Source organism: Ferdinandcohnia sp. FSL W7-1320 (genome assembly GCF_038050315.1).
GTDB lineage: Bacteria > Bacillota > Bacilli > Bacillales > Bacillaceae_L > Ferdinandcohnia > Ferdinandcohnia aciditolerans.
The window spans coordinates 2,796,821-2,817,022 of record NZ_JBBPAM010000001.1; the positions used below are offsets into that span (position 1 = coordinate 2,796,821).

At 38.1% G+C, this 20,202-nt stretch carries 27 protein-coding genes; 21 read left to right on the forward strand and 6 right to left on the reverse strand.

What is annotated here, in order from left to right:
- Positions 1–3: 3 nt before the first annotated feature.
- The 7 genes from NST91_RS13925 (at position 4) to yodN (ending at position 6,740) form a co-directional block, all read left to right on the forward strand.
- Positions 4–1,275, forward strand: coding sequence for a peptidase (locus tag NST91_RS13925; protein WP_341331623.1), 1,272 nt, complete (start codon positions 4–6; stop codon positions 1,273–1,275).
- Positions 1,276–1,315: 40 nt separating this feature from the next.
- Positions 1,316–2,170: a putative beta-lysine N-acetyltransferase gene (gene ablB / locus NST91_RS13930; protein ID WP_341331624.1), complete on the forward strand. Its 855-nt coding sequence runs from the start codon at positions 1,316–1,318 to the stop codon at positions 2,168–2,170.
- A 63-nt stretch (positions 2,171–2,233) separates the two neighbouring features.
- Entirely contained in the window at positions 2,234–3,604 is a 1,371-nt protein-coding gene (locus NST91_RS13935) for a sigma-54 interaction domain-containing protein (protein ID WP_341331625.1), read from the forward strand.
- Positions 3,605–3,688: 84 nt separating this feature from the next.
- Entirely contained in the window at positions 3,689–5,104 is a 1,416-nt protein-coding gene (gene kamA, locus NST91_RS13940) for a lysine 2,3-aminomutase (RefSeq protein ID WP_341331626.1), read from the forward strand.
- A gap of 21 nt (positions 5,105–5,125) precedes the next feature.
- Positions 5,126–5,398, forward strand: a complete 273-nt coding sequence (locus NST91_RS13945) for a YokU family protein (protein ID WP_341331627.1) — start codon at positions 5,126–5,128, stop codon at positions 5,396–5,398.
- 73 nt (positions 5,399–5,471) lie between these two features.
- A complete protein-coding gene (locus tag NST91_RS13950) occupies positions 5,472–5,690 on the forward strand; it encodes a YozE family protein (protein ID WP_121448634.1) in 219 nt (72 codons plus the stop codon).
- 357 nt (positions 5,691–6,047) lie between these two features.
- A complete protein-coding gene (yodN, locus tag NST91_RS13955) occupies positions 6,048–6,740 on the forward strand; it encodes a germination protein YodN (protein WP_341331628.1) in 693 nt (230 codons plus the stop codon).
- Here yodN and NST91_RS13960 read toward each other — a convergent pair.
- Positions 6,737–6,934 (reverse strand): hypothetical protein, encoded by a 198-nt coding sequence (locus tag NST91_RS13960; protein ID WP_341331629.1) that lies wholly within the window; start codon positions 6,932–6,934, stop codon positions 6,737–6,739. The genes yodN and NST91_RS13960 overlap by 4 nt on opposite strands.
- Before the next feature lie 145 nt (positions 6,935–7,079).
- Here NST91_RS13960 and NST91_RS13965 point away from each other — a divergent pair, with 145 nt between their 5' ends.
- Both NST91_RS13965 and NST91_RS13970 read left to right on the forward strand, forming a co-directional pair.
- Positions 7,080–7,247 (forward strand): YozD family protein, encoded by a 168-nt coding sequence (locus NST91_RS13965; protein ID WP_121448698.1) that lies wholly within the window; start codon positions 7,080–7,082, stop codon positions 7,245–7,247.
- A gap of 114 nt (positions 7,248–7,361) precedes the next feature.
- Positions 7,362–8,132, forward strand: coding sequence for a sporulation protein (locus NST91_RS13970; RefSeq protein ID WP_341331630.1), 771 nt, complete (start codon positions 7,362–7,364; stop codon positions 8,130–8,132).
- 40 nt (positions 8,133–8,172) lie between these two features.
- Here the strand turns inward: NST91_RS13970 and yoyE are convergent, their stop codons facing one another.
- Positions 8,173–8,319, reverse strand: a complete 147-nt coding sequence (yoyE, locus tag NST91_RS13975) for a protein YoyE (protein ID WP_010281467.1) — start codon at positions 8,317–8,319, stop codon at positions 8,173–8,175.
- Positions 8,320–8,490: 171 nt separating this feature from the next.
- Complete coding sequence (locus tag NST91_RS13980; protein ID WP_281254514.1) at positions 8,491–8,625, reverse strand: hypothetical protein; 135 nt, start codon at positions 8,623–8,625, stop codon at positions 8,491–8,493.
- A gap of 135 nt (positions 8,626–8,760) precedes the next feature.
- On the opposite strand from NST91_RS13980, the gene deoD reads away from it, so the two are divergent.
- The 5 genes from deoD to NST91_RS14005 all read left to right on the forward strand — a co-directional run bounded on the left by deoD (position 8,761) and on the right by NST91_RS14005 (position 13,470).
- Positions 8,761–9,465, forward strand: coding sequence for a purine-nucleoside phosphorylase (deoD, locus tag NST91_RS13985; protein WP_099353011.1), 705 nt, complete (start codon positions 8,761–8,763; stop codon positions 9,463–9,465).
- A gap of 254 nt (positions 9,466–9,719) precedes the next feature.
- Positions 9,720–11,912 carry an amidohydrolase family protein gene (locus tag NST91_RS13990; RefSeq protein ID WP_341331631.1) on the forward strand — a complete coding sequence of 731 codons (2,193 nt, stop codon included), beginning with the start codon at positions 9,720–9,722 and terminating at the stop codon, positions 11,910–11,912.
- 67 nt (positions 11,913–11,979) lie between these two features.
- Positions 11,980–12,219, forward strand: a complete 240-nt coding sequence (locus tag NST91_RS13995) for a hypothetical protein (protein ID WP_341331632.1) — start codon at positions 11,980–11,982, stop codon at positions 12,217–12,219.
- Positions 12,220–12,319: 100 nt separating this feature from the next.
- Positions 12,320–13,129 carry a bifunctional DNA-formamidopyrimidine glycosylase/DNA-(apurinic or apyrimidinic site) lyase gene (gene mutM / locus NST91_RS14000; protein WP_341331633.1) on the forward strand — a complete coding sequence of 270 codons (810 nt, stop codon included), beginning with the start codon at positions 12,320–12,322 and terminating at the stop codon, positions 13,127–13,129.
- Between the two features lie 74 nt (positions 13,130–13,203).
- A complete protein-coding gene (locus NST91_RS14005) occupies positions 13,204–13,470 on the forward strand; it encodes a phosphocarrier protein HPr (RefSeq protein WP_121448641.1) in 267 nt (88 codons plus the stop codon).
- A 224-nt stretch (positions 13,471–13,694) separates the two neighbouring features.
- On the opposite strand, the gene NST91_RS14010 is transcribed toward NST91_RS14005, so the two are convergent.
- Positions 13,695–13,928 (reverse strand): hypothetical protein, encoded by a 234-nt coding sequence (locus NST91_RS14010; RefSeq protein ID WP_121448642.1) that lies wholly within the window; start codon positions 13,926–13,928, stop codon positions 13,695–13,697.
- 177 nt (positions 13,929–14,105) lie between these two features.
- On the opposite strand from NST91_RS14010, the gene NST91_RS14015 reads away from it, so the two are divergent.
- The 4 genes from NST91_RS14015 (at position 14,106) to NST91_RS14030 (ending at position 15,815) form a co-directional block, all read left to right on the forward strand.
- The gene (locus tag NST91_RS14015) at positions 14,106–14,450 is read left to right on the forward strand and encodes a DUF1806 family protein (RefSeq protein ID WP_121448643.1); all 345 of its coding nucleotides are present in this window, start codon (positions 14,106–14,108) and stop codon (positions 14,448–14,450) included.
- Positions 14,451–14,495: 45 nt separating this feature from the next.
- Complete coding sequence (gene bshB2 / locus NST91_RS14020; protein ID WP_341331634.1) at positions 14,496–15,161, forward strand: bacillithiol biosynthesis deacetylase BshB2; 666 nt, start codon at positions 14,496–14,498, stop codon at positions 15,159–15,161.
- A 56-nt stretch (positions 15,162–15,217) separates the two neighbouring features.
- Positions 15,218–15,496 carry a protein YoyC gene (yoyC, locus tag NST91_RS14025; protein WP_341331635.1) on the forward strand — a complete coding sequence of 93 codons (279 nt, stop codon included), beginning with the start codon at positions 15,218–15,220 and terminating at the stop codon, positions 15,494–15,496.
- 133 nt (positions 15,497–15,629) lie between these two features.
- Positions 15,630–15,815 carry a hypothetical protein gene (locus tag NST91_RS14030; RefSeq protein WP_341331636.1) on the forward strand — a complete coding sequence of 62 codons (186 nt, stop codon included), beginning with the start codon at positions 15,630–15,632 and terminating at the stop codon, positions 15,813–15,815.
- A gap of 47 nt (positions 15,816–15,862) precedes the next feature.
- Here NST91_RS14030 and NST91_RS14035 read toward each other — a convergent pair whose 3' ends face one another.
- Positions 15,863–15,991: a hypothetical protein gene (locus NST91_RS14035; RefSeq protein ID WP_341331637.1), complete on the reverse strand. Its 129-nt coding sequence runs from the start codon at positions 15,989–15,991 to the stop codon at positions 15,863–15,865.
- 92 nt (positions 15,992–16,083) lie between these two features.
- Between NST91_RS14035 and NST91_RS14040 the strand changes: the two genes are divergently transcribed.
- Positions 16,084–16,914 (forward strand): deoxyribonuclease IV, encoded by an 831-nt coding sequence (locus NST91_RS14040; RefSeq protein ID WP_341331638.1) that lies wholly within the window; start codon positions 16,084–16,086, stop codon positions 16,912–16,914.
- Positions 16,915–17,069: 155 nt separating this feature from the next.
- Here the strand turns inward: NST91_RS14040 and NST91_RS14045 are convergent, their stop codons facing one another.
- Positions 17,070–18,434: an MATE family efflux transporter gene (locus tag NST91_RS14045; RefSeq protein WP_341331639.1), complete on the reverse strand. Its 1,365-nt coding sequence runs from the start codon at positions 18,432–18,434 to the stop codon at positions 17,070–17,072.
- 184 nt (positions 18,435–18,618) lie between these two features.
- Here NST91_RS14045 and NST91_RS14050 point away from each other — a divergent pair, with 184 nt between their 5' ends.
- Both NST91_RS14050 and NST91_RS26315 read left to right on the forward strand, forming a co-directional pair.
- Positions 18,619–19,857 carry a DHH family phosphoesterase gene (locus NST91_RS14050; RefSeq protein ID WP_341331640.1) on the forward strand — a complete coding sequence of 413 codons (1,239 nt, stop codon included), beginning with the start codon at positions 18,619–18,621 and terminating at the stop codon, positions 19,855–19,857.
- 105 nt (positions 19,858–19,962) lie between these two features.
- Positions 19,963–20,049, forward strand: coding sequence for a putative holin-like toxin (locus NST91_RS26315; protein WP_369695634.1), 87 nt, complete (start codon positions 19,963–19,965; stop codon positions 20,047–20,049).
- Positions 20,050–20,202: the final 153 nt, after the last annotated feature.

Consider the following 20,202-nt stretch of genomic DNA (forward strand, 5'->3'; position numbering starts at 1 on the left):
TGTTTGAGTGATACTAACGATAAAGTGAAGAAGTGGATCCAAGAAAATAGGGGAAAAGGCATCCGTCTATTAAAAAAGCTTGTTCAAGAACCGAGTCTCCAAGGCAATGAAAGGTCTTCGCAAGCAATTATTATAGAAAAATGCCGTCAACTTGGGATGGAAATTGACATCTGGGAACCGAATGGTTCGGAACTTTTAAAGCATCCATATTTTGTTTCCCCAAGAACAAACTTTCTCGATAGTCCGAATGTAGTCGGTGTTCTAAAAGGGACAGGTGGGGGAAAATCACTTCTCTTAAATGGTCACATTGATGTTGTTCCAGAAGGTGATATCACCCAATGGGAGATGGATCCGTATTCCGCTGAAGTGAAAGATGGAAAATTATATGGGCGAGGTTCCACTGATATGAAAGGTGGAAATGTCGCAATGCTATTAGCAATCCAAGCCATCAAGGAATCTGGTATTCAACTAAAAGGCGATGTCATTTTCCAAAGTGTCATCGAAGAGGAAAGTGGTGGTGCCGGAACACTTGCAACGATTATCAAGGGCTATAAAGCAGATGGAGCCATAATCCCAGAGCCGACGAATATGAAGATTTTCCCGAAACAACAAGGTTCAATGTGGTTTAAAATTGATATTTACGGCCGAATTGCACATGGTGGAACGAGGTATGAAGGTGTTAGTGCAATCGAAAAGGCTATGACGGTAATTAACCATCTTTTGAAGCTTGAAATGATTCGCAATGCGGAGATTAATGATCCACTTTATAGAAATACGCCAATCCCAGTGCCTATTAATATTGGAAAAATAAACGGAGGAACTTGGCCGTCTTCTGTTCCAGACGTTGTTACCATTGAAGGTCGAATGGGTGTCGCCCCTGAGGAAACAATCGAGAACGCAAAAGCTGAAATGCAACAATGGCTTGAAAAATTACCTGAAATAGATCCATGGTTCCAAAACCATCCAGTTGGACTTGAGTGGTTTGGTGCACGTTGGGTGCCTGGTACAATTGATCCTGACCATGAACTAATGAATCTTTTAATCAATACGTATAAAGATGTCTTGGGGAAAGAACCAATCATTGAGGCATCTCCTTGGGGAACAGATGGCGGACTTTTAACAGCAGTCGGCAATATCCCGACCATTGTATTTGGTCCTGGAACAACTGAAGTTGCTCATTACCCAAATGAGTATATTGAGCTTGAACGGATGTTTGAAACGGCAGAAATCATTGCTCAAACGATTTTAGCATGGTGTGAAGTTTCTGAAAAATGATATGATAGATGAAAAGGCTATGCTATGAGGAGGTTTGATGTTGTCAGGTCAAAAATACAATGAACAAAAACGATTACATGCAGCTTCATATCAAGCAGACATTGTAGTAGACTATTTCAACCGGAGACTTCGTGTATTAGATTATCGAGGTAATCTTATGACCTTATTAGATGAGGTTAACGAGCTTGCAGTATTCCATTCTTTTGAAAAAGTTATTTGTATGGCTAAACGTGAGGACTTATTTGAATTTATGAAATGTGGCTTTATGATTGAGGCAATGGTTCAAAAATATTTTAATGGCAGTGATGCCTATTTTGTTACGAAGTATTTTACAAATGAAAGAAGAAATAGTGATAAATGGATGGAAGAAGAACAAATAATAACCGACATCTTAAGGAATCCGCGAAAAAATAATCAAACAAACACTCAATTTCTAATCCGCAAAGCAACACCCGAAGATGCAGGGCAACTTGCTAAATTGTATGATACTGTGTTCAAGATTTATCCAACTCCATTAAACAACCCAGACTATATTCAGAAAGCAATGAAGGATTCCACGGTTTTTTATGTCGCTCTCGACAATGGCGTGATTATTAGTAGCGCCTCAGCCGAAGTTAATTATAGCTTTCATAATGCGGAGCTAACCGATTGTGCAACCTTGGATGCGTATAGGAAACACGGCTTAATGAAGAAGCTTTTAATACAACTGGAAATGGAGCTTATTAACAATGGAATATATTGTGCCTATTCAATTGCAAGGGCACTTTCATATGGAATGAATAAAAGCTTTTACCAGTTAGGATACTCTTATACTGGCAGACTCACAAACAACTGCTATATTTTTGATAAGATTGAAGACATGAATGTGTGGGTCAAGGATTTATCAATTGACTGAACCTGCCAATTTTTCGGCAGTAAGCGCCGGATTTTCATCATGTGATGAGGGAGGTGGAGATGAGTGCAAATCGGGGAAGAACTTGTCATTGCCATTTTAGATAGTATTGATGAAGCCATACATGTTGTTAATGAGGAAGGAATCACCATCTTCTATAATCAGGTAGCAGCCGAGCATGATGGGCTTAGCCGGGATGAGGTACTTGGTAAGCATCTTCTCGAGGTCTTTCCTTCTTTAAATGAGGATTCTAGTACTCTATTAAAGGTCATTCGCACAAAACAGCCGATTTATCATCTTCCCCAAACTTATAAAAACAAATGGGGAAAGCTGATTGATACGGTAAATACGACTTTACCCATCCATATAAATGGTAAATTCATTGGTGCTGTTGAAATTGGAAAAGATTATTCGAAGATTAAAGATTTATCCAATAAATTGATGGACCTGCAATCAAAGGTTCGCAGTCCTTCAAAAAAGCCTCAGGAATTATATGGAGCAAAATACACTTTTCATGACATCCTGACGAAAAATGAGCGCTTCAACAATGTAAAAAAACAAGCAATGAAGGTTGCGAACTCATCATCGACTGTTTTAGTGTATGGTGAAACCGGAACTGGTAAGGAGCTTCTTGTGCAAGCGATTCATAATACCTCACCACGAAGGCAAGCTCCTTTTATCGCGCAAAACTGTGCAGCGTTACCCGAAAGTTTATTAGAAAGTATTTTATTTGGAACGGTTAAAGGGAGCTATACGGGAGCAGTGGACCGTGCTGGGTTATTTGAAATTGCACATGGAGGGACGCTTTTTTTAGACGAAATCAATTCGATGCCACTTGAGCTCCAATCCCGATTGCTCCGTGTCCTTGAGGATGGGATGGTTCGGAGAATTGGCAGCCCGAAGACACTTCAAGTCGATGTTCGCGTGATTGTTGCACTAAACAAATATCCAACAGATTGCGTGAGGGATCATGAACTAAGACCAGATTTGTATTATCGTTTGAATGTTTTCTCTTTAGAGATTCCTCCTTTAAAGAACAGACTTGAGGACATACCATATTTAGTCGACCACTTTGTTGGACTATATAACCATAGCTTTCAAAAAAGTGTCTCAAAGGTTGATAATGAGGTCCTTCAATTATTTGCTAATTACCTTTGGCCAGGGAATGTAAGGGAATTAAAACATATCATTGAACATGCAATGATTATGGCTGAAGGAACAGCACTTACAACGGATTTATTACCGGTTCATCTTGTCGATACCAAACCAAAGTCTACAGTCACATTAAGACCTCTTCGTGAAGTCATACAAGAAACCGAAAACTCTTTGATCGATGCAGCCATGAAAAAGTCAGGCGGGAACATCAATAGAGCGGCAAAACTTCTAGAGATTCCTCGTCAAACCCTGCAATACAAATTGCAAAAAAAAAATAATTAGACCCATATTTTCATTTAGATCTCTTTTCTACTTAACAGTTGGCATGCTACTTGCATGTTAATAAGAGTAGGGAGGAGATTTTTTATGCAGATGAACTTATATAAACCTAAGCGTCATTGGAAGGACATTGAATTATGGAAGGATGTAACGGATGAGCAGTGGAACGATTGGATTTGGCAATTGACGAATACAATTCGCACAATCGATGATTTACGTAAGGTCATTAATCTGACTCCAGAAGAAGAAGAAGGTGTCTTAATCTCCACAAAGACGATTCCTTTAAATATAACACCATATTACGCATCGTTAATGAATCCTGATGATCCACGTTGCCCAATTCGGATGCAATCAGTGCCAATTGGGAAAGAGATTTACAAAACAAAATATGATTTAGAAGATCCTCTTGAAGAAGACGAAGATTCACCAGTACCTGGTTTAACACATCGTTACCCTGACCGTGTCCTCTTCTTAGTAACGAACCAATGCTCAATGTATTGCCGCTATTGTACGAGGAGACGATTTTCCGGCCAAATCGGTATGGGTGTGCCGAAAAAACAGCTTGATGCTGCGATAGGCTACATCGCCAACACTCCTGAAGTACGTGACGTCCTTATTTCAGGTGGTGACGGCCTTCTGATCAATGACAATATTCTTGAGTACATTTTGAAAAATTTACGGGCGATTCCGCATGTGGAAATCATTCGTATCGGAACAAGGGCACCTGTTGTATTCCCGCAGCGAATTACAGAAAACCTGTGTAATATTTTAAAGAAATACCATCCTGTATGGTTAAATACACATTTTAATACGTCTATTGAGATTACAGAGGAAGCAAAAAAAGCGTGTGAAATGCTGGTTAACAGTGGTGTGCCAGTCGGAAACCAATCTGTTATTTTAGCAGGCATTAACGACAGCGTCGAAATCATGAAAAAGTTGATGCATGATTTAGTCAAAATCAGAGTTCGTCCTTATTATATTTATCAATGTGATTTATCGGAAGGTATTGGCCACTTTAGAGCACCTGTTTCAAAAGGGCTAGAAATTATCGAGGGCTTACGTGGCCACACTTCAGGCTATGCCGTACCAACCTTCGTCGTCGATGCGCCTGGTGGAGGCGGAAAAATTGCAGTACAGCCGAATTATCTGCTTTCACAAAGTCCCGAAAAAGTGGTGTTACGTAATTTTGAAGGAGTCATTACTACCTATCCAGAGCCAGAAAACTATGTACCTGGCCGTGCAGACGCTTATTTTACAGAGCATGTAGGCTCGCTCGAAGATAAAAAATCAACTGCAGGAATAGCGGGGCTACTAGGTGATGGCTTTAACCTTGTCCCTGAAGGCATTAACCGAATTTCAAGAAGAAAGAAATACAATGAAGACCCAAGTCATAGCACATTAAAAGATAAACGTGATAAACGGGACGAATTGAAGGAGAAAAAATACCAATCTACTTTACAAAAAATGAAGGGCTCTAGTAAGGAAGATGAAAAATCTAGTTAAATGTGATTGGAGGTTATATTGTTGAATTGTATGTGGTGTGATTCGGAAAAGGCGAAAGAAGCAACAAACAGTGTATTTTGGGAACTTCCAGATGGAACAAGAGCAATTGAAATTACCGATACACCTAGTGTAAAGTGTGATGAATGCGGAATGGAGTATCAAGAAGAAAACATAATAAATGAAATTGAAGACCAACTCATGTTAATCGATACAAAAAAACTTTTGAAGACAATTAGCTATAAAGAACTAATGGAGATTCCGCGATTTTTAAAGCATAACTACTTCCGTTTTTAAGTCATTTTCAGTTGACTTGATTCGATATCATGATAAAATGACAAAACGAACGCTTATGTAGGATGTGGTTGTTATGGGAAAGTCATTTTATCACTATATTGTAAAATTTCGTACGGCAAAAGCGAAAGATGAGATTAGTCAATTTGCAAATGACATCTATTTGGATCATAGCTTTCCAATCTATTCGAAGGATTACAATGAATTAAGCTCTTATTTGGAGTTAAACGGCCAATATTTAAAAAGTATGTCTACTTTCGATAAGGCCTGGGATCTTTATGAAAACGAAGATTGATATAAACCACTGAGATGCAGAATCTCGGTGGTTTTTTACGTTTTCTGAGCAACTAGATATTAAGAATGAAAAAATACTGTCACTATCCAAGATTTTCTGTCACTAGGTTAAATTACTGCCACTAACTTGGATTTACTGCCGCTATCCATGTTTTACTCCCACTATTTTAAAAATACTGCCACTAACATTCTCCCCAAAATAAACCTCTATAACGAACACTTCACCTCCACAAATTTTAGGCTCGCCCACCCTTAATATTTCTTGATTCACAAGCCCTATTATATTGCCGTTTTGCAAAAGACTTGCATATACTATGTCACACCCTTTAAATCGACACCAAAGCAGAGGGATGAGGATATGGATGATAAAAGCAAAAAGCCAAAATACAAAATCGGGGATATCGTCGTTGTTAAGTTATATGGAACAGTTGGATCTGTGACCGATATCCGTAAGCTAGATGGAAACTTTCTATATAAAGTTAATAAAGGCGAGGCATTTTACTCAGAATCGGCCCTAACCTTGCTTTCCCAATATAAAGCAAGGCCGATGGAAATTGAAAAAATCGATATTGAATACAAATATTATTTTGGTGACCTTGTCTTTGTGCAAGGATATGACAATGATGTGTTTAAAATTGTTGGGATTCACACTGAAATTTGGAGATACAAAGAGGGTGCGTGGGAGGATGTGATTTACGAACTAGCGAGAGTGACAGACGGTGAGTGGCTCGAAGCAGGAGAGGATGAGCTGACACTACTTGCAGACTTTGATCAAGCTGAAACATTCCTTCAAAAATATTCGTTGAAGTATTTTGTGAAAAAGAAAAACAATAATGCGGGGATGTATGAAAATATGGATATCTATCGTAAATCCGAGAAAGATCATATGCGTATTAAAAAAGAGAAAAAAGAAATCATTGACGGTTTATTAGATGTGTACAACGACTACAAGATCCTGTACGACATGTTCCAGGATCAGAAATATAAAGATGTTATGGATTTAGCAATGAAAAATCTACAAAAATTTGAGTCTGGGAAAGGTAACGATTAACCCATGAGTAACGCTTGTACTAACACATAAAAGAAATAAGGGATCCCTAAAAACAAAATAAACGAAAATAATCCTTTTGTTACTTTTCCTAACACTTTGTCAAACCCGTCTCCGTCAATAAATGCTAGTAATTTATTGGTGCGATTCACTTCTGCTTGTACTGGAAATTTTACAATAACGGCTTGCTTTGTCATGAGAACCCCTCCATTAGGCTTGTCCAATTCTTATATTCCATCCTATGTATGAACTTTTGATTTCATGACTAAAAAATAATATACATATGAAATGACATAGGTGACGTTTTTACATCATACATCTTAAGTAAAGGGGGCGATCATGCTGAAGGAGATTGAGGTTGTTATTGATACGGAGGAAATTGCAGAGTTTTTCTATAACGAGCTTGTCCAAAGGGGATTTGCCCCAAGCGAGGAAGAGCTAGAGGAACTAGCAGATATTACTTTTGAATACTTACTCTTTAAATGTGTAATTGACGAAGAAGAAGACTAGGTACATATGACGGCGGGGAAACCCGTCGTTTTTTAATGAAAAAATATCATTTCTGTAGAAACTTTTTTCATGCCCAGTCGTATAGTTTTATATCAAGCATTAGGAGGAATGACCATGTCTTTATTTAATAAACTTTTTTCAAGTATTGGGATAGGAAGTGCAAGAGTTGATACTAAGTTAACAACTGACCAACTTAGGGCTGGTGACAAGGTTTCTGGCGTTGTTGAAATTGTTGGAGGAAATACGGAACAACAAATCGACGAGATTTATCTTTCCTTAATGACAACCTACATTAAAGAATCGAATGACAAAAAGTTTAACCAACAAGCAACGATTGAAAAAGTGAAAATTGTTGAGCGTTTTACAATTGGAAGTAACGAAAGACGTGAAATTCCATTTTCATTCGTCCTCCCACTTGATACACCTGTAACGTTCGGGAAATCAAAAGTGTGGATTCACACAGGCTTAGATATTAAAAATGCAATTGACCCATCAGATAAAGATTATATTTCAGTTTCTCCATCACCACTTGCAGCAGGTGTGTTGAATGCGGTATATGATTTAGGCTTTAGCTTACGTAAGGTAGATTGCGAAGCGGCACCATACCGACTAAGAAGACGATTACCATTTGTACAGGAATTTGAGTTTGTCCCTACGAGTGGACAATATCGTGGAAGATTAGATGAAGTAGAAGTAATGTTCTTCCCTCAATCTGAAGATCGGGTGGAAGTGATGATGCAGGTGGACCGACGTGCACGTGGGTTAAGTAGCTTCCTTGCTGAGGCATTGGATATGGATGAATCCTTTGTAAACTTCACTGTAACGACGAATGATCTTCCAAATCTCAAATCAAAAATTAACCAAATTATTAGCCGCCATAGCTAATTGAAAAAGGGCGCCCTGCAATCGGACGCCCTTATTTCATTTATTCATTATGCCCTGGTCCGTTTTTACGACCACCAGCAGCTGAAAATTCTTTACCGTGAGCGATTTGTTCCGCTTCAATTGCTTCAGGTGGAGTATGGTTGTTTTTCTTAGGAGCATTAATACGATTACGATTTTTCTTACCCATTTTATTCCCTCCAATAGGATGTTCAAAAAGTCCGGTGAAATGACACATCGAATTTCTTCGTTGGCTTGCTTTTCCGCTCCTCGCGTATCAATTACATACGTTCCGGTGCTCGAAGCTTCGCCGCCTCGAACTTCTTGGTCCTTTTCATCCTCCTTTTGAACTCTCTTTTAATTATTTAGGCTGCATAAAGCCATCTTTTGCTTTTTTCGATGTATTTGGCGGATTTCCAACACCTTTTGTGGTGTCAGTTGCATTTGCATAGTCAACAGCTTGTCTTAATTTTTTGCTCATTTTTTCGTTTGCCATGTACGAATACCCCCTTTTTGATGATGATACAACCTTATCTTTCCCCATATTTTTGCGTTAATCAAACTTTTTAAGTAGAATGGAATTGTGGTAACATAGTAAAAGTGTAATTTTACCTACATAGGAGGATCATGAATGAGTACACATATTGGAGCAAAGCAAGGGGATATCGCTGAAACAATATTGCTTCCAGGAGACCCATTGCGTGCAAAGTATATTGCTGAAAACTTTCTTGAAAATGTTCAATGCTACAATGAAGTTCGTGGAATGCTCGGATTTACCGGTACATATAAAGGAAAGCGCGTGTCTGTCCAAGGAACAGGTATGGGGGTTCCATCAATTTCAATATACATACATGAATTAATGAATGAATATGGAGTCCAAAACTTAATTCGAGTTGGAACTTGCGGTGCGATTCAAAAGGATGTGAAAGTACGAGATGTCATTTTAGCGATGACTTCCTCAACGAACTCACAAATGAACCGCATCAATTTTGGTAGTGTCGATTATGCCCCAACAGCCTCATTTGATTTATTGAAAAAAGCATATGAGGCAGGGACTGAAAAAGGTCTTAATCTTAAAGTTGGAAATGTCTTCACTAGTGACGTTTTCTATAATGAAAATGCTGAATTAGAAAAATGGGCACAGTATGGGATTCTTGCGATTGAAATGGAAACAACGGCACTCTACACATTAGCGGCGAAATTTGGTCGCAATGCATTATCAGTTTTAACAGTAAGTGATCATATTTTAACGGGAGAAGAAACAACAGCTGAAGAACGTCAAACAACTTTTAATGATATGATTGAGGTTGCTCTAGAAGCAGCGTTGAAGGAATAAATAAACTATATCCGGCCGAGCAAAACACCGCTGAATATAGTTTATGCCTACGGCGGATGCCACGATTTTTCAGAGAGAATTTTTCGAGCAGTAAGTAAGATTAAAGACTACAAACGCCACATCCTGTGGCAACGTCTTTATGACCCACTTCATGTGGGCCTAAAAATCGGGCACAAATACGCCAAGGCGCATTTGATTAAGGGGAAAAGATTTCGGGATTCGAGATTTTTTCCTCTTTTATTAGGGTGATAATTATGAAAAATCGATTTATTAGATATGGTGTGACGTTAGCAGCTGTCTTGTTTGTTGCCTTTTTCGGCTCAAAAATCATTTCTCCATCTGAGTCATTTACCGACACTGATGAGGAGGTAAAAAGCCAACTGGTTGTGAATGGCTTTAAGATAGATGGGATTACCTTTTATGGGAATCAAGTTCTCGCCTTGTTAGAGGAAAACGGTCAAAAAAAACTTTACATCGGGGACCGACAACAAGCTGTAATTGAGAACGTGACACCATGGGTGGATTACCAAGTTCCTAACAGTCCTGATAAAAGTTATAGAGGGGTAGAAGTGAATCCGGACGCACACTTGTTGTATTTATACGGAAAGAAAGATGACGGCAGCAATTTTATCGAGATGATTAATATTGGCACGAAAGAAACCGTTTCCGAAATTCCGTTTGAGGGTTCTGCTAAAATCAGTAATATTAAGTTTAAAAACGGCTATGAAGAAGGGATGCTCTATGCCAAGACAAATCCCGAAAAGCAAAAAGCCGAAATCATTTTTAACACACCTGAATTTGATTCCCATATGGACCTATTCGTCGTTGACCTTCCATCAAAAAAGGCGACTGTTGACTGGGTCGATGCAGATCCCGAGCTGGAGCATATTGTCTACACAATTAAAGACCAAGGGAAGATCTCTGCTTTTGTTCATGATTTAGCGACCAATAAGACAACCCAACTTGATAAAATAAGTGGAGATAAGTTTCTATTTGATGGGGAACAGCTCATCGGTTTTAAATCAAAAAAGGACAAACTGGACATTAAAGAGTTCAAATATAAACAAATGACATCGACTAAAGAACCTGAGAACGTAACTTATGATATCGTGATTAAAAATGGAATTGTGATAGATCCAGACAAGGAAACCATGAAAATTGGCTATCATGTTGGAATTAAGGACGACAAAGTGGCTGCGGTTACTAAATCACCTATACGTGGAGAGACCGAAATTGATGCGTATCAAAAAATCGTAAGTCCCGGCTTTATAGATATGCTTTCGTTCAATCCAAATCCAATGGCAGCAAAGTTCAAGATTGGTGATGGGGTAACAACAAATCTTTCCATGCATGGGTGTACGGTTGATTTTAACGGTTTTTTTAATCAATATGAAAATCATCCAACATCAGTAAACTATGGGGGTGCCTTGTTTGCGGTACGTTTACGTTATGAAGCCGGACTTGGCAACCATGGCACACCAACTCAGGAACAAATTGACTATATGGTAAAACGGGCAAATGAGGAAATTAAAAAAGGTGCGCTCGCACTTGCTTTTAGCCCTGAGTATTATCCAGGAACAACTCCTGATGAAATCAGGGCCCTCATGAAAGTTGCAAAGGAATATGGCATTGTTACACATTTCCATGGTAGGCATTCTAGTCTAACAGGCGAACATACAAGTATTGATTCAGTAAAAGAAGTTCTTGGTTATGCAAGGGAGTTAGATGCCCCGGTTCATTTTATGCATCTTCACAGTACAGGTGGGACAGGTGCGATGGATGAAGCAATAGCCTTAATTGAAGAAGCTCGTGCTGATGGCTACCAAGTTACATATGATGTGTACCCATACGATTCTTGGGCAACAGATATTTCATTTGAGCGTCTCAGTGGAGATTGGCAATCAAGGTTTGGCATATCCTATTCCGACATTCAAGTAGCGGGTACAACTGAGAGACTAACGGAGGAAACATTTCCTATTTACCGTAAGAAAGGTGGACAAGTTATTGTTTATGCGATGGATGAGGACGAGCTCATTCAAGCATTACAAGTAGACCATAGTATGATTGGTAGCGATGCAACGATGGACAGTGAGTTTAATCATCCACGAGGAGCGGGAACCTTTTCGAGGTTTATCGGGCGTTACATTCGTGACCTTGATATCTTACCACTGATGGAAGGGATGAAGAAAATTACCATTCATTCCGCAAGACAACTTGAAGAAGTTGCACCAGCTATGAGTACAAGAGGAAGGCTTCATGTTGGAGCTACCGCAGATATTACGGTTTTTGACTACCATGAGATCATCGACACTTCAACAGCCGAAAAACCAGCATCCTTATCCAAAGGGATTGATTATGTTATTGTATCTGGTAGTGTTGCAAAAGACGAAACAGGTGTACAAACTCAGGTTAAAAATGGACAACCGATAATGGGGGTATTCGAATAAAATTTTTCCTTACCTTTATCATCATATTCCTTTAAAAAAAGCAGATACTTTTATAGAGGTGATTTTGATGAATCATGAAAAGGATTTTGATCGGGATCATGATTGTGAAGATGCGTTAACCGAGGATGCTTTAAAGGAAGTTCTAGAAACAGCCTATACTGCAGAGTCTGAACTGATGCGACGCTACTTGATTACCTCAGAAAGAGTTCATAATGATCCTGAACTGAAAGAAAGACTTGCGAACTTCGCAGAAGGAAATGCAAAGCGCACGAAACAGCTCCAAAATGAAATTTCAAAACTTCACTAATCAAAGCCACGAGGGAATCACACCTTCGTGGCTTTTATAGATACATGAAATATTCATTTATTGTTTATGCTAAATGTAAATAATCATCGGAGGTGTGAAAATGCCTGAGTTGCCAGAAATGGAAACATACAAAAACCTCCTTCAACTAAAAGTAGCAGGTCATGTCATTCAAGATGTGGAAGTAAATCGTGAAAAATCCATCAATACTTCGGTTTCTGATTTTACTAAAGAGCTTGTCGGAAATAAAATTACTCAAATCCGCCGTAGAGGGAAGCATCTCATTTTTGAACTTGAAAGCGGAAATAAATTACTTCTTCATCTTATGCTTGGCGGTTTGATGTATATTGAAACAAATAACGATTCAATTTCAAGAACAAAACAAGTAATTCTTCGATTTACATCCCATCAACTTTGTTTTATTGGATTAAGATTAGGATACTTACATCTACTAACGCCTGACCAAGTTGAATCCGAATTAGCAGATTTAGGGCCAGAACCTCTGCAACCTGGTTTTACACTTCAATCTTTTGAAGATTTAGTTGAAAACAAAAGGGGAATGCTTAAAACAACGCTTGTCGATCAGGATTTTATTGCAGGGATCGGTAATTGTTACTCTGATGAAATTTGCTTTGCTGCAGAACTTCTACCAACCAGGACGTTTGATACATTGGATGATGCACAAGTTCAAAAATTGTATCAATCGATTCATTCTGTATTTCAAGATGCCATTCGATTTGGTGGATACATGGAACAGCCACTTTTTAAGGGGGATCATTTAACCGGCGGTTATGATGAAAAATGTAAAGTATATGACCGAGAAGGTGAAGTGTGCGTTCGTTGTGGATCCGTCATAAAGAAGAAAGAAGTGTCATCCAGGAAAACATTTTTCTGTGCAAATTGCCAATTCTAAAAAAATACACTTGATTATCACATAGGTTAATGGCTATTCTATATATGAGTCAATAATAGAAAGAGGGATTTTTTATGGCAGAAAAAACATTTACAATTACAAGTGACGCTGGCTTACATGCAAGACCAGCTACAAAGCTCGTACATAAAGCAAGTCAATTTCAATCAGAAATTACACTTACTTTCAACGGTAAATCTGTAAACCTTAAATCAATTATGGGTGTAATGTCTCTTGGTGTACCAAAAGGTTCACAAATCGTGATTCAAGCTGAAGGTAATGATGCAGATGCAGCCTTAGAAGGAATTGGGTCTGTGTTAAAAGAAGAAAACTTAGGTGAATAACACCAAATAAAAACAACCATCCATTCAGATGGTTGTTTTAACTTTATTCAGCAATTATCCAGACATATCGAACAGTAGAATGAATGGAGGATGCCACAGATTTCAATGGAAAGTTTTCGAGCATAAGATCAAAGACTAAGTACGCCACTTCCTGTGGCAACGTCTTTATGACCCACCTCGTGAGCTAAAAAATCTAGGCACAAATGAGCCAAGACATATTTGAATCACGCAGTTTCTTCATCTTCATCCTTTGATAGAACTAATGCCCCATGACGAATTAAGTATTGAAAATGGGAAAGTGGGAAGACCCCTTTTTGCTTTGATTCCAGTTCAATTCGAACTGAAGTATGATTTATCTCAACAACTTTTAACGTTTTTGCTTCACATAAATTCGGAATGAATTTTGAAGTAATACCAAATTCCATATTATTTACTAGTTCAAGGTTTTCTCTTGCCAATTTTGTTCACCACCTTCTTCATATACGTAATATGTCCAATACGTAGAAAATCATACCATCTTTTCAAGGGATTGCTATTAATTTGATTTTGCAGTTCGCATTATTGGAATTTTATTGATAAAATCGTTAATATTTATATATGAATACATATTTATTTAGAGTTTGGAGGATTCACATTTGAAACCGATAAAAAAAGAAGACATTCAGGATATAATTAACCGTTTTGCCAATCAAAACGTTTATATTCACCTTGAAACTACAAATGGCGCATATGCAGTGCATTCTGGCGCTAAAAAAACATCAGCGGGTGCATTTATTCGAAATGCCCTTGTTACGTATACAGAAGGAAAAATCGTTGGAAATGATCCGTACCGTGTTGGCCTTAAGATGGATATTGGCTGGATTTATGCAGAAGGGTTAACAGATTGGGAGCTTGACGAGAAGGACCGTTTATTACTAGCAGGTCATGATGAGGAAGGCAAACTCGCAGTTGCGCTGCAAATTAGCACAACCCCATTCTAGAGTTTTGGAACTTCAACGGCATATTTTAATAAAAGGAGTAGTAAAATGGAGCGACATATTTTAATTGTATTGCCACATCCAGATGATGAAGCATTTGGAGTATCAGGTTTAATTAGTTTAAATACACAAAAAGGGGTTCCTGTTACATATGCCTGCCTAACCCTTGGGGAAATGGGCAGAAATTTAGGAAATCCGTTTTTTGCAACGAGAGAAACCCTGCCTGAGATTCGAAAAAAAGAACTAAGAGAAGCTTGTAAAGCATGTGGAATAAGCGATCTCCGCATGCTAGGATATCGTGATAAAACATTAGAATTTTTAGATTCAGAAAGAATCGCAGACACAATTGAGGGAATCATCAAGGAAGTAAATCCATCTCTTGTTATTACATTCTATCCTGGACATGGTGTCCATCCTGACCATGATGCAACAGGAGAAGCAACCATTCGTGCAGTTAAGCGTATTCCGAAAGAAAATAGACCAACTGTTTACTGCAAAGCAATCACTCATGACCGTGTTGAAAAAATTGGTGAACATGATGTTGAATTCGATGTAAGTGAAGTATTAGACAAGAAGATTGCGACATTGAAAGCACATCGTTCCCAAACAGAAGGCTTGATGGGAAATCTGCTCCAAAAGATTGATGACAGTGATAATGAAATTATTGAGTGGCTACGAACAGAAGTATATTGGACATATAAGTTTGACGATTAAGTACTTAGAGCCCATCTTTTGATGGGCTCTCGGGTATAAAAGGAGCTATATTGAAAATGGATCCTGTTAATTTTGATCAACTCTTAAAAGCATATCAGTCGCTTTGGATGAATCGTCGGCTATGGCAAAAGGACATGAGCAGTGAAGACATTCTGCGTTCCACAATTCGAAGGGATATACTAGATGAATTGACCCATCCAAGACTTCGCAAAACTCCCTATGAAAAATTTTTTATGGCAAGCAGACGAATTTTCGACTCCAGTCTATCAATTGAAGAAAAGCTTCAGTTGCAGCATGTCTATCTTGAGGAAATGGAAAATGTGAAGAAATTGTAAACAAAACAAGAAAATATTTACAATTAGTACTAATTTCTGTTGTACAACTCCTTAGTTTCCCTTATAATCTGATGATAATAAGAGAGACTCGTCAAAATATCTCAGCATGTCTAGATTTGAAAGGGGTATTTTTATGGAGATGAATATGTATATGGAGATTTCAATCATATTATTTTTGATTTTTGCATTTAGCTTCGCACATTCCATTTTTAAAGGAACACATAAAAGAGTAGCCAAAATACTTAGTGGAACATTTATCAGTTTATGTTCGTTTGCCATTGTCTGGAGAGCAACGAGTCTGTGGTCGTATTTTCATTAAATAAATAGATATTGAACAAAAAGAGCGAGTTGGTTTTCGCTCTTTTTTCATTGCTCTTCTTCTTCAAAAATAGAATTAATTTTTTCAGGTGAAACAATGTATAACCCCATTTCCTCTTCTAATTCTTCGATTGATTTATTTTGTACAGTCTCGTCTTTTGATGTAAAGTCTTCCATTTTTCTCACCTCAAAACTAGTATGTCCATTAATTGAATAGTTCCTACTCTGATAGAAAAACTAACTATATATGTAGGATAGGAGACGAAATCATGAGATTTGGGAGTCATATTAGTATTAGGGAAGGGTATTTAGGGGCTGCCCAACATGCAAAAAAAATTGGAGCACATGCCTTTCAATACTTTCCAAAAAATCCACGAAGCCTGTCAGTTAAAGAATATAATATTCTTGATGCACAAGAATGTGCGAAATTTTGTAAAGAGCATGATATCCAAACCATTGCCCATACACCGTATCCAACCAATTTAGTTGCGGATGAAGGACAAATCGACCATGTTAAGAACTCGTTATTAAATGATTTAGAGATTGCAAATGAATGCGGATCGATTGGTGTAGTTGTTCATTTTGGTGTATTGAAAAACGCTTCAGACCCACTAGAAGGCTATCAGCGGATGATTGGAACCCTCAATGAGGTTCTGTCGAAGTGGGAGGGGGAAGCAATGCTTTTATTAGAAAATAATGCCGGTAAAAGTGGGCCAACTGGCACAATGCTTGAAGAGCTAGTCCAAGTAAGGCAGCTAACAGAGTTTCCTGATAAAATTGGTTTTTGTTTAGATACTTGCCATGTATTCGCAAGCGGTGTTTGGGATGGAGACAATTGGGATGAGGTTGGAGCAAAAGGGACTGAACTCGGTTTTTTTGAACATTTAAAAGCGGTTCATTTAAACAATTCAGCATACCCAACTAGGTCTATGAAGGACCGACATGCCAATATCCCTTTTGGGGAGATAAAAGTAGAACAAATCAAAGAATTATTAACAAGTTCCGTGTTTGGTGATATTCCGTTTGTACTCGAAACCCCTCACGAGAATCACTTTTCCCATGAGAAAGAGATCAAGTTTTTGAATGAGATGATGGAGTAATTGACTAACAGCCATAAACGAAAAATATCGGCTATAAATTTACATTAACGGCCATAAAAATAAAAGATTGACCATAAAATCAAAATAATGTCCATAAAGTTAAATTTAGAGAAAATTTCACACACAAAAACCAGCCCTCAAAAGGCTGGTTTCCTTCATTCTTCACTAAACTTCACATGTGCTGCTCTTTTCTGGACAATGACTAAACGACCAGATAATGTTACAGCACCGGCAGCTAACCCTACTATCAAGCCGATCCAATAACCGAACGCACCAAGCGTTGTAAATTTTGCCAAGACATATCCTACAGACAAACCAATCACCCAATAAGAGATAAGTGTCATCACAAAAGTCGTGTTTACGTCCTTATATCCACGCAGTGCACCTTGAATTGGTGCCGCAATGGCATCTGAAAGCTGAAAAAACAGCGCATATAGTAAAAATTGAGTCGTTAACCCGATAACTGCGGCATTTGTAGAGTACATTTTTGCAATTGGCTCTTGAAACAAAAGTATAATCATTGAACAAACAAGCGCCATAATAACAGCGATACAAATGCCAAGTATACTATATTGTTTTGCATCCTTAAATCGTTTCGCTCCGACCTCAAAGCCAACAACGATTGTAAGTCCCATCGAAATACTTAAAGGAATCATGTAGAGCAAACTCGCAAAGTTAATTGCGACTTGGTGAGCTGCAATGGTAGTCGTATTAAATTCACTCATTAGCAATGTAACTGCTGAGAAAATACTTGTTTCAAAAAAGATTGCAAACCCAATCGGCAACCCAAGTTTTAAGATTTCTCCCCAGCTTGAAAAGGATACTGAGTAAAGTTTCCGTAAAACACGATATTCAGTAAATGGAGGTCGACTTAAAATAATCCAAACAGCTAAAAACACAATCAGCCAATAGGTAATCGCTGTGGCATAACCTGCACCCGCACCACCTAACTCAGGAAAACCAAACTTCCCAAAAATCAACAGATAATTAAACAATACATTAATTGGTAACGAAGAAAGAGTAATAATCATCGTCACCCGTGTATGACCCAGTGCGTCAATAAATGATCTCAATACAGAATAAACAAAAAGAGGAACAATTCCAAATGAAAGTCCAATCAGATATTCCTTAGCTATTTCTCGTACTTCGGATTCAAGGTTCATAAAACCTAAAATTGGGTCAAGCACAAATCCACCAATTATAGCAACGACTATAGCGACGACAACAGAGATGTAGATACCTTGCATAACGGAATATGGAACCTTATTCTTTTGTCTTGCTCCAACATACTGAGCGATAATGGGTGTCATCGCTACTAATATCCCCGACAAGCCTGTGTATACCGGTACCCAAAGACTTGAACCAATCGCAACCCCTGCAAGGTCGTTTGCTCCAGCGCGACCAGACATCATCGTATCCACAAAATTTATGAGATTAAGACCAATCTGTGTGGCCAAAATTGGAAAGAGGATATGGAAAAATAATTTAGTTTTTTCTTTTAAATTAAATGTTTGATGCATAGATGATTTCCTTTTGCCTTCCTTGATGATTAAAGGATTATATCACAAAAATGACAAAATGGTAGGTGAAAATTATTCGATTGACAACCAATACTCGTCCTTTTTTCATTTTTAGTGTAAAGTAGTACATGTGTATGAAAATAGCAAATCTAATCGAAACTAGGAGTAAAAGGGGGAATCCGACTTGATAAAGTTATTTTCAGATAGTGATTTAGACGGAGTAGGATGTGGACTTGTTGCCAAACTGGCATTTGGTGAAGAGGTTGATGTCTCCTATTGCTCTTACCGAAACTTAAACGAGCGTGTGGAAAAATATATTGAAAACCCAGAACACCGTCAAGCAAAAGTATACATAACCGATCTTGCAGTGAACGATAAAAACGAAAAAGCATTGGAAAAACGTCATAAGGCGGGTCACTACATACAAATGGTTGACCATCATAAGACAGCCATGCATTTTAATAAATATGACTGGGGATTTGTACAGGCTGAATATGAGACAGGTAAGAAAACTTGTGCAACTTCGCTCTACTATGAATTTCTTCTTGAAAAGAACCTCATCCAAAAACATAATGGCTTAGAGGAGTTTATTGAACTTGTAAGATTATATGATACATGGGAATGGGAAACTGAAAATCGCATAGAAGCGAAACGCTTAAATGATTTATTTTTTATTATTGGAATTGAAGAGTTTGAAACGAAGATGCTAGAACGACTTCAGAACAATCGAGATACTTTCCAGTTAACAGAAGCGGAAGAATTTCTTTTAGATACCGAAGATAAGAAAATTGAAAGATATATTAACTCAAAAAATAGACAAATGGTGCAAACCTTCATTGAAGATTATTGTGTGGGAGTTGTTCATGCAGAACAATACATTTCTGAACTTGGAAATGCACTTGGAAAGCTAAATCCTCATCTTGATTTAATTGCTATACTAAATGTTGGCACTAAAAAAATTGGACTTCGTACCATATATGATGAGGTCGATGTTTCTGAATTTGCGAAGCGATTCGGCGGCGGAGGGCATCCAAAAGCATCAGGATGCTCACTTGGCGATACAGCATTTGAGCTTTTCGTCAAAAATACATTCCCATTATATGCAATTCGCCATGATGCACCTGAAAACCAACTCAATCTCAAAGTGAATGATAATGGCACTCTGTTTGTAAATCGAAAAGGGGAAAAGTCCTTTATATTTAAAAAGGACGCTCGCTGGGTGATTCACCACGATAAAAAAACACTCGATGCAAAGTTTTCAACGTTTGAAGAAGCCGAGCGCTTTATAAAACGTCAATTTGCAAGTGGCTTAGCCTTCGATAATGAGCTAATTGCCTATATTGGTGATCATCTTAATAAGAAAGGGGATGCGATTAAAGCAAACCTCGATGGCGCACTTGTAAGTCTAAAGAACCAATTTTAAATGAAACGTGTGTTCGTATGGTAAAATGTGTTATAATGAATAAGCAATAGTTTGTCCAATAAGGGTGGTCGGCTAAGCTCCCAAATGAAAGGGGGTGATGCCTATATGACGATATATGAGAGCCTTGTGTTAATGCTTTCGTTCGCGTCGCTTGTTGTTGCGATTTTATCTTTTGACAACAATAAAAAATAGACCTCCCTTTTTCCGCTAAAAATCGGGTGAGGTCTATTTTATCTTAGGCTGATCCTCTTAGTGGGACCATTCTATTGCTAGGCCGTAGATGCTCGCAACATCTGCGGTCTATTTGTATTTTACGAGTATTTAATATTATAATACCATATCTTA

Coding starts and splice junctions, on each gene's coding strand:
- NST91_RS14040 (WP_341331638.1), top strand. CDS start 16,084: ATGAGATTTGGGAGTCATATTAGTATTAGGGAAGGGTATTTAGGGGCT.
- NST91_RS13970 (WP_341331630.1), top strand. CDS start 7,362: ATGTCTTTATTTAATAAACTTTTTTCAAGTATTGGGATAGGAAGTGCA.
- kamA (WP_341331626.1), top strand. CDS start 3,689: ATGCAGATGAACTTATATAAACCTAAGCGTCATTGGAAGGACATTGAA.
- NST91_RS14005 (WP_121448641.1), top strand. CDS start 13,204: ATGGCAGAAAAAACATTTACAATTACAAGTGACGCTGGCTTACATGCA.
- NST91_RS13960 (WP_341331629.1), bottom strand. CDS start 6,934: ATGACAAAGCAAGCCGTTATTGTAAAATTTCCAGTACAAGCAGAAGTG.
- NST91_RS14035 (WP_341331637.1), bottom strand. CDS start 15,991: ATGGAAGACTTTACATCAAAAGACGAGACTGTACAAAATAAATCAATC.
- NST91_RS26315 (WP_369695634.1), top strand. CDS start 19,963: ATGACGATATATGAGAGCCTTGTGTTAATGCTTTCGTTCGCGTCGCTT.
- deoD (WP_099353011.1), top strand. CDS start 8,761: ATGAGTACACATATTGGAGCAAAGCAAGGGGATATCGCTGAAACAATA.
- NST91_RS13950 (WP_121448634.1), top strand. CDS start 5,472: ATGGGAAAGTCATTTTATCACTATATTGTAAAATTTCGTACGGCAAAA.
- NST91_RS13990 (WP_341331631.1), top strand. CDS start 9,720: ATGAAAAATCGATTTATTAGATATGGTGTGACGTTAGCAGCTGTCTTG.
- NST91_RS14030 (WP_341331636.1), top strand. CDS start 15,630: ATGGAGATGAATATGTATATGGAGATTTCAATCATATTATTTTTGATT.
- yoyE (WP_010281467.1), bottom strand. CDS start 8,319: ATGGGTAAGAAAAATCGTAATCGTATTAATGCTCCTAAGAAAAACAAC.
- bshB2 (WP_341331634.1), top strand. CDS start 14,496: ATGGAGCGACATATTTTAATTGTATTGCCACATCCAGATGATGAAGCA.
- NST91_RS13980 (WP_281254514.1), bottom strand. CDS start 8,625: ATGGCAAACGAAAAAATGAGCAAAAAATTAAGACAAGCTGTTGACTAT.
- NST91_RS14045 (WP_341331639.1), bottom strand. CDS start 18,434: ATGCATCAAACATTTAATTTAAAAGAAAAAACTAAATTATTTTTCCAT.
- NST91_RS13995 (WP_341331632.1), top strand. CDS start 11,980: ATGAATCATGAAAAGGATTTTGATCGGGATCATGATTGTGAAGATGCG.
- yodN (WP_341331628.1), top strand. CDS start 6,048: ATGGATGATAAAAGCAAAAAGCCAAAATACAAAATCGGGGATATCGTC.
- mutM (WP_341331633.1), top strand. CDS start 12,320: ATGCCTGAGTTGCCAGAAATGGAAACATACAAAAACCTCCTTCAACTA.
- yoyC (WP_341331635.1), top strand. CDS start 15,218: ATGGATCCTGTTAATTTTGATCAACTCTTAAAAGCATATCAGTCGCTT.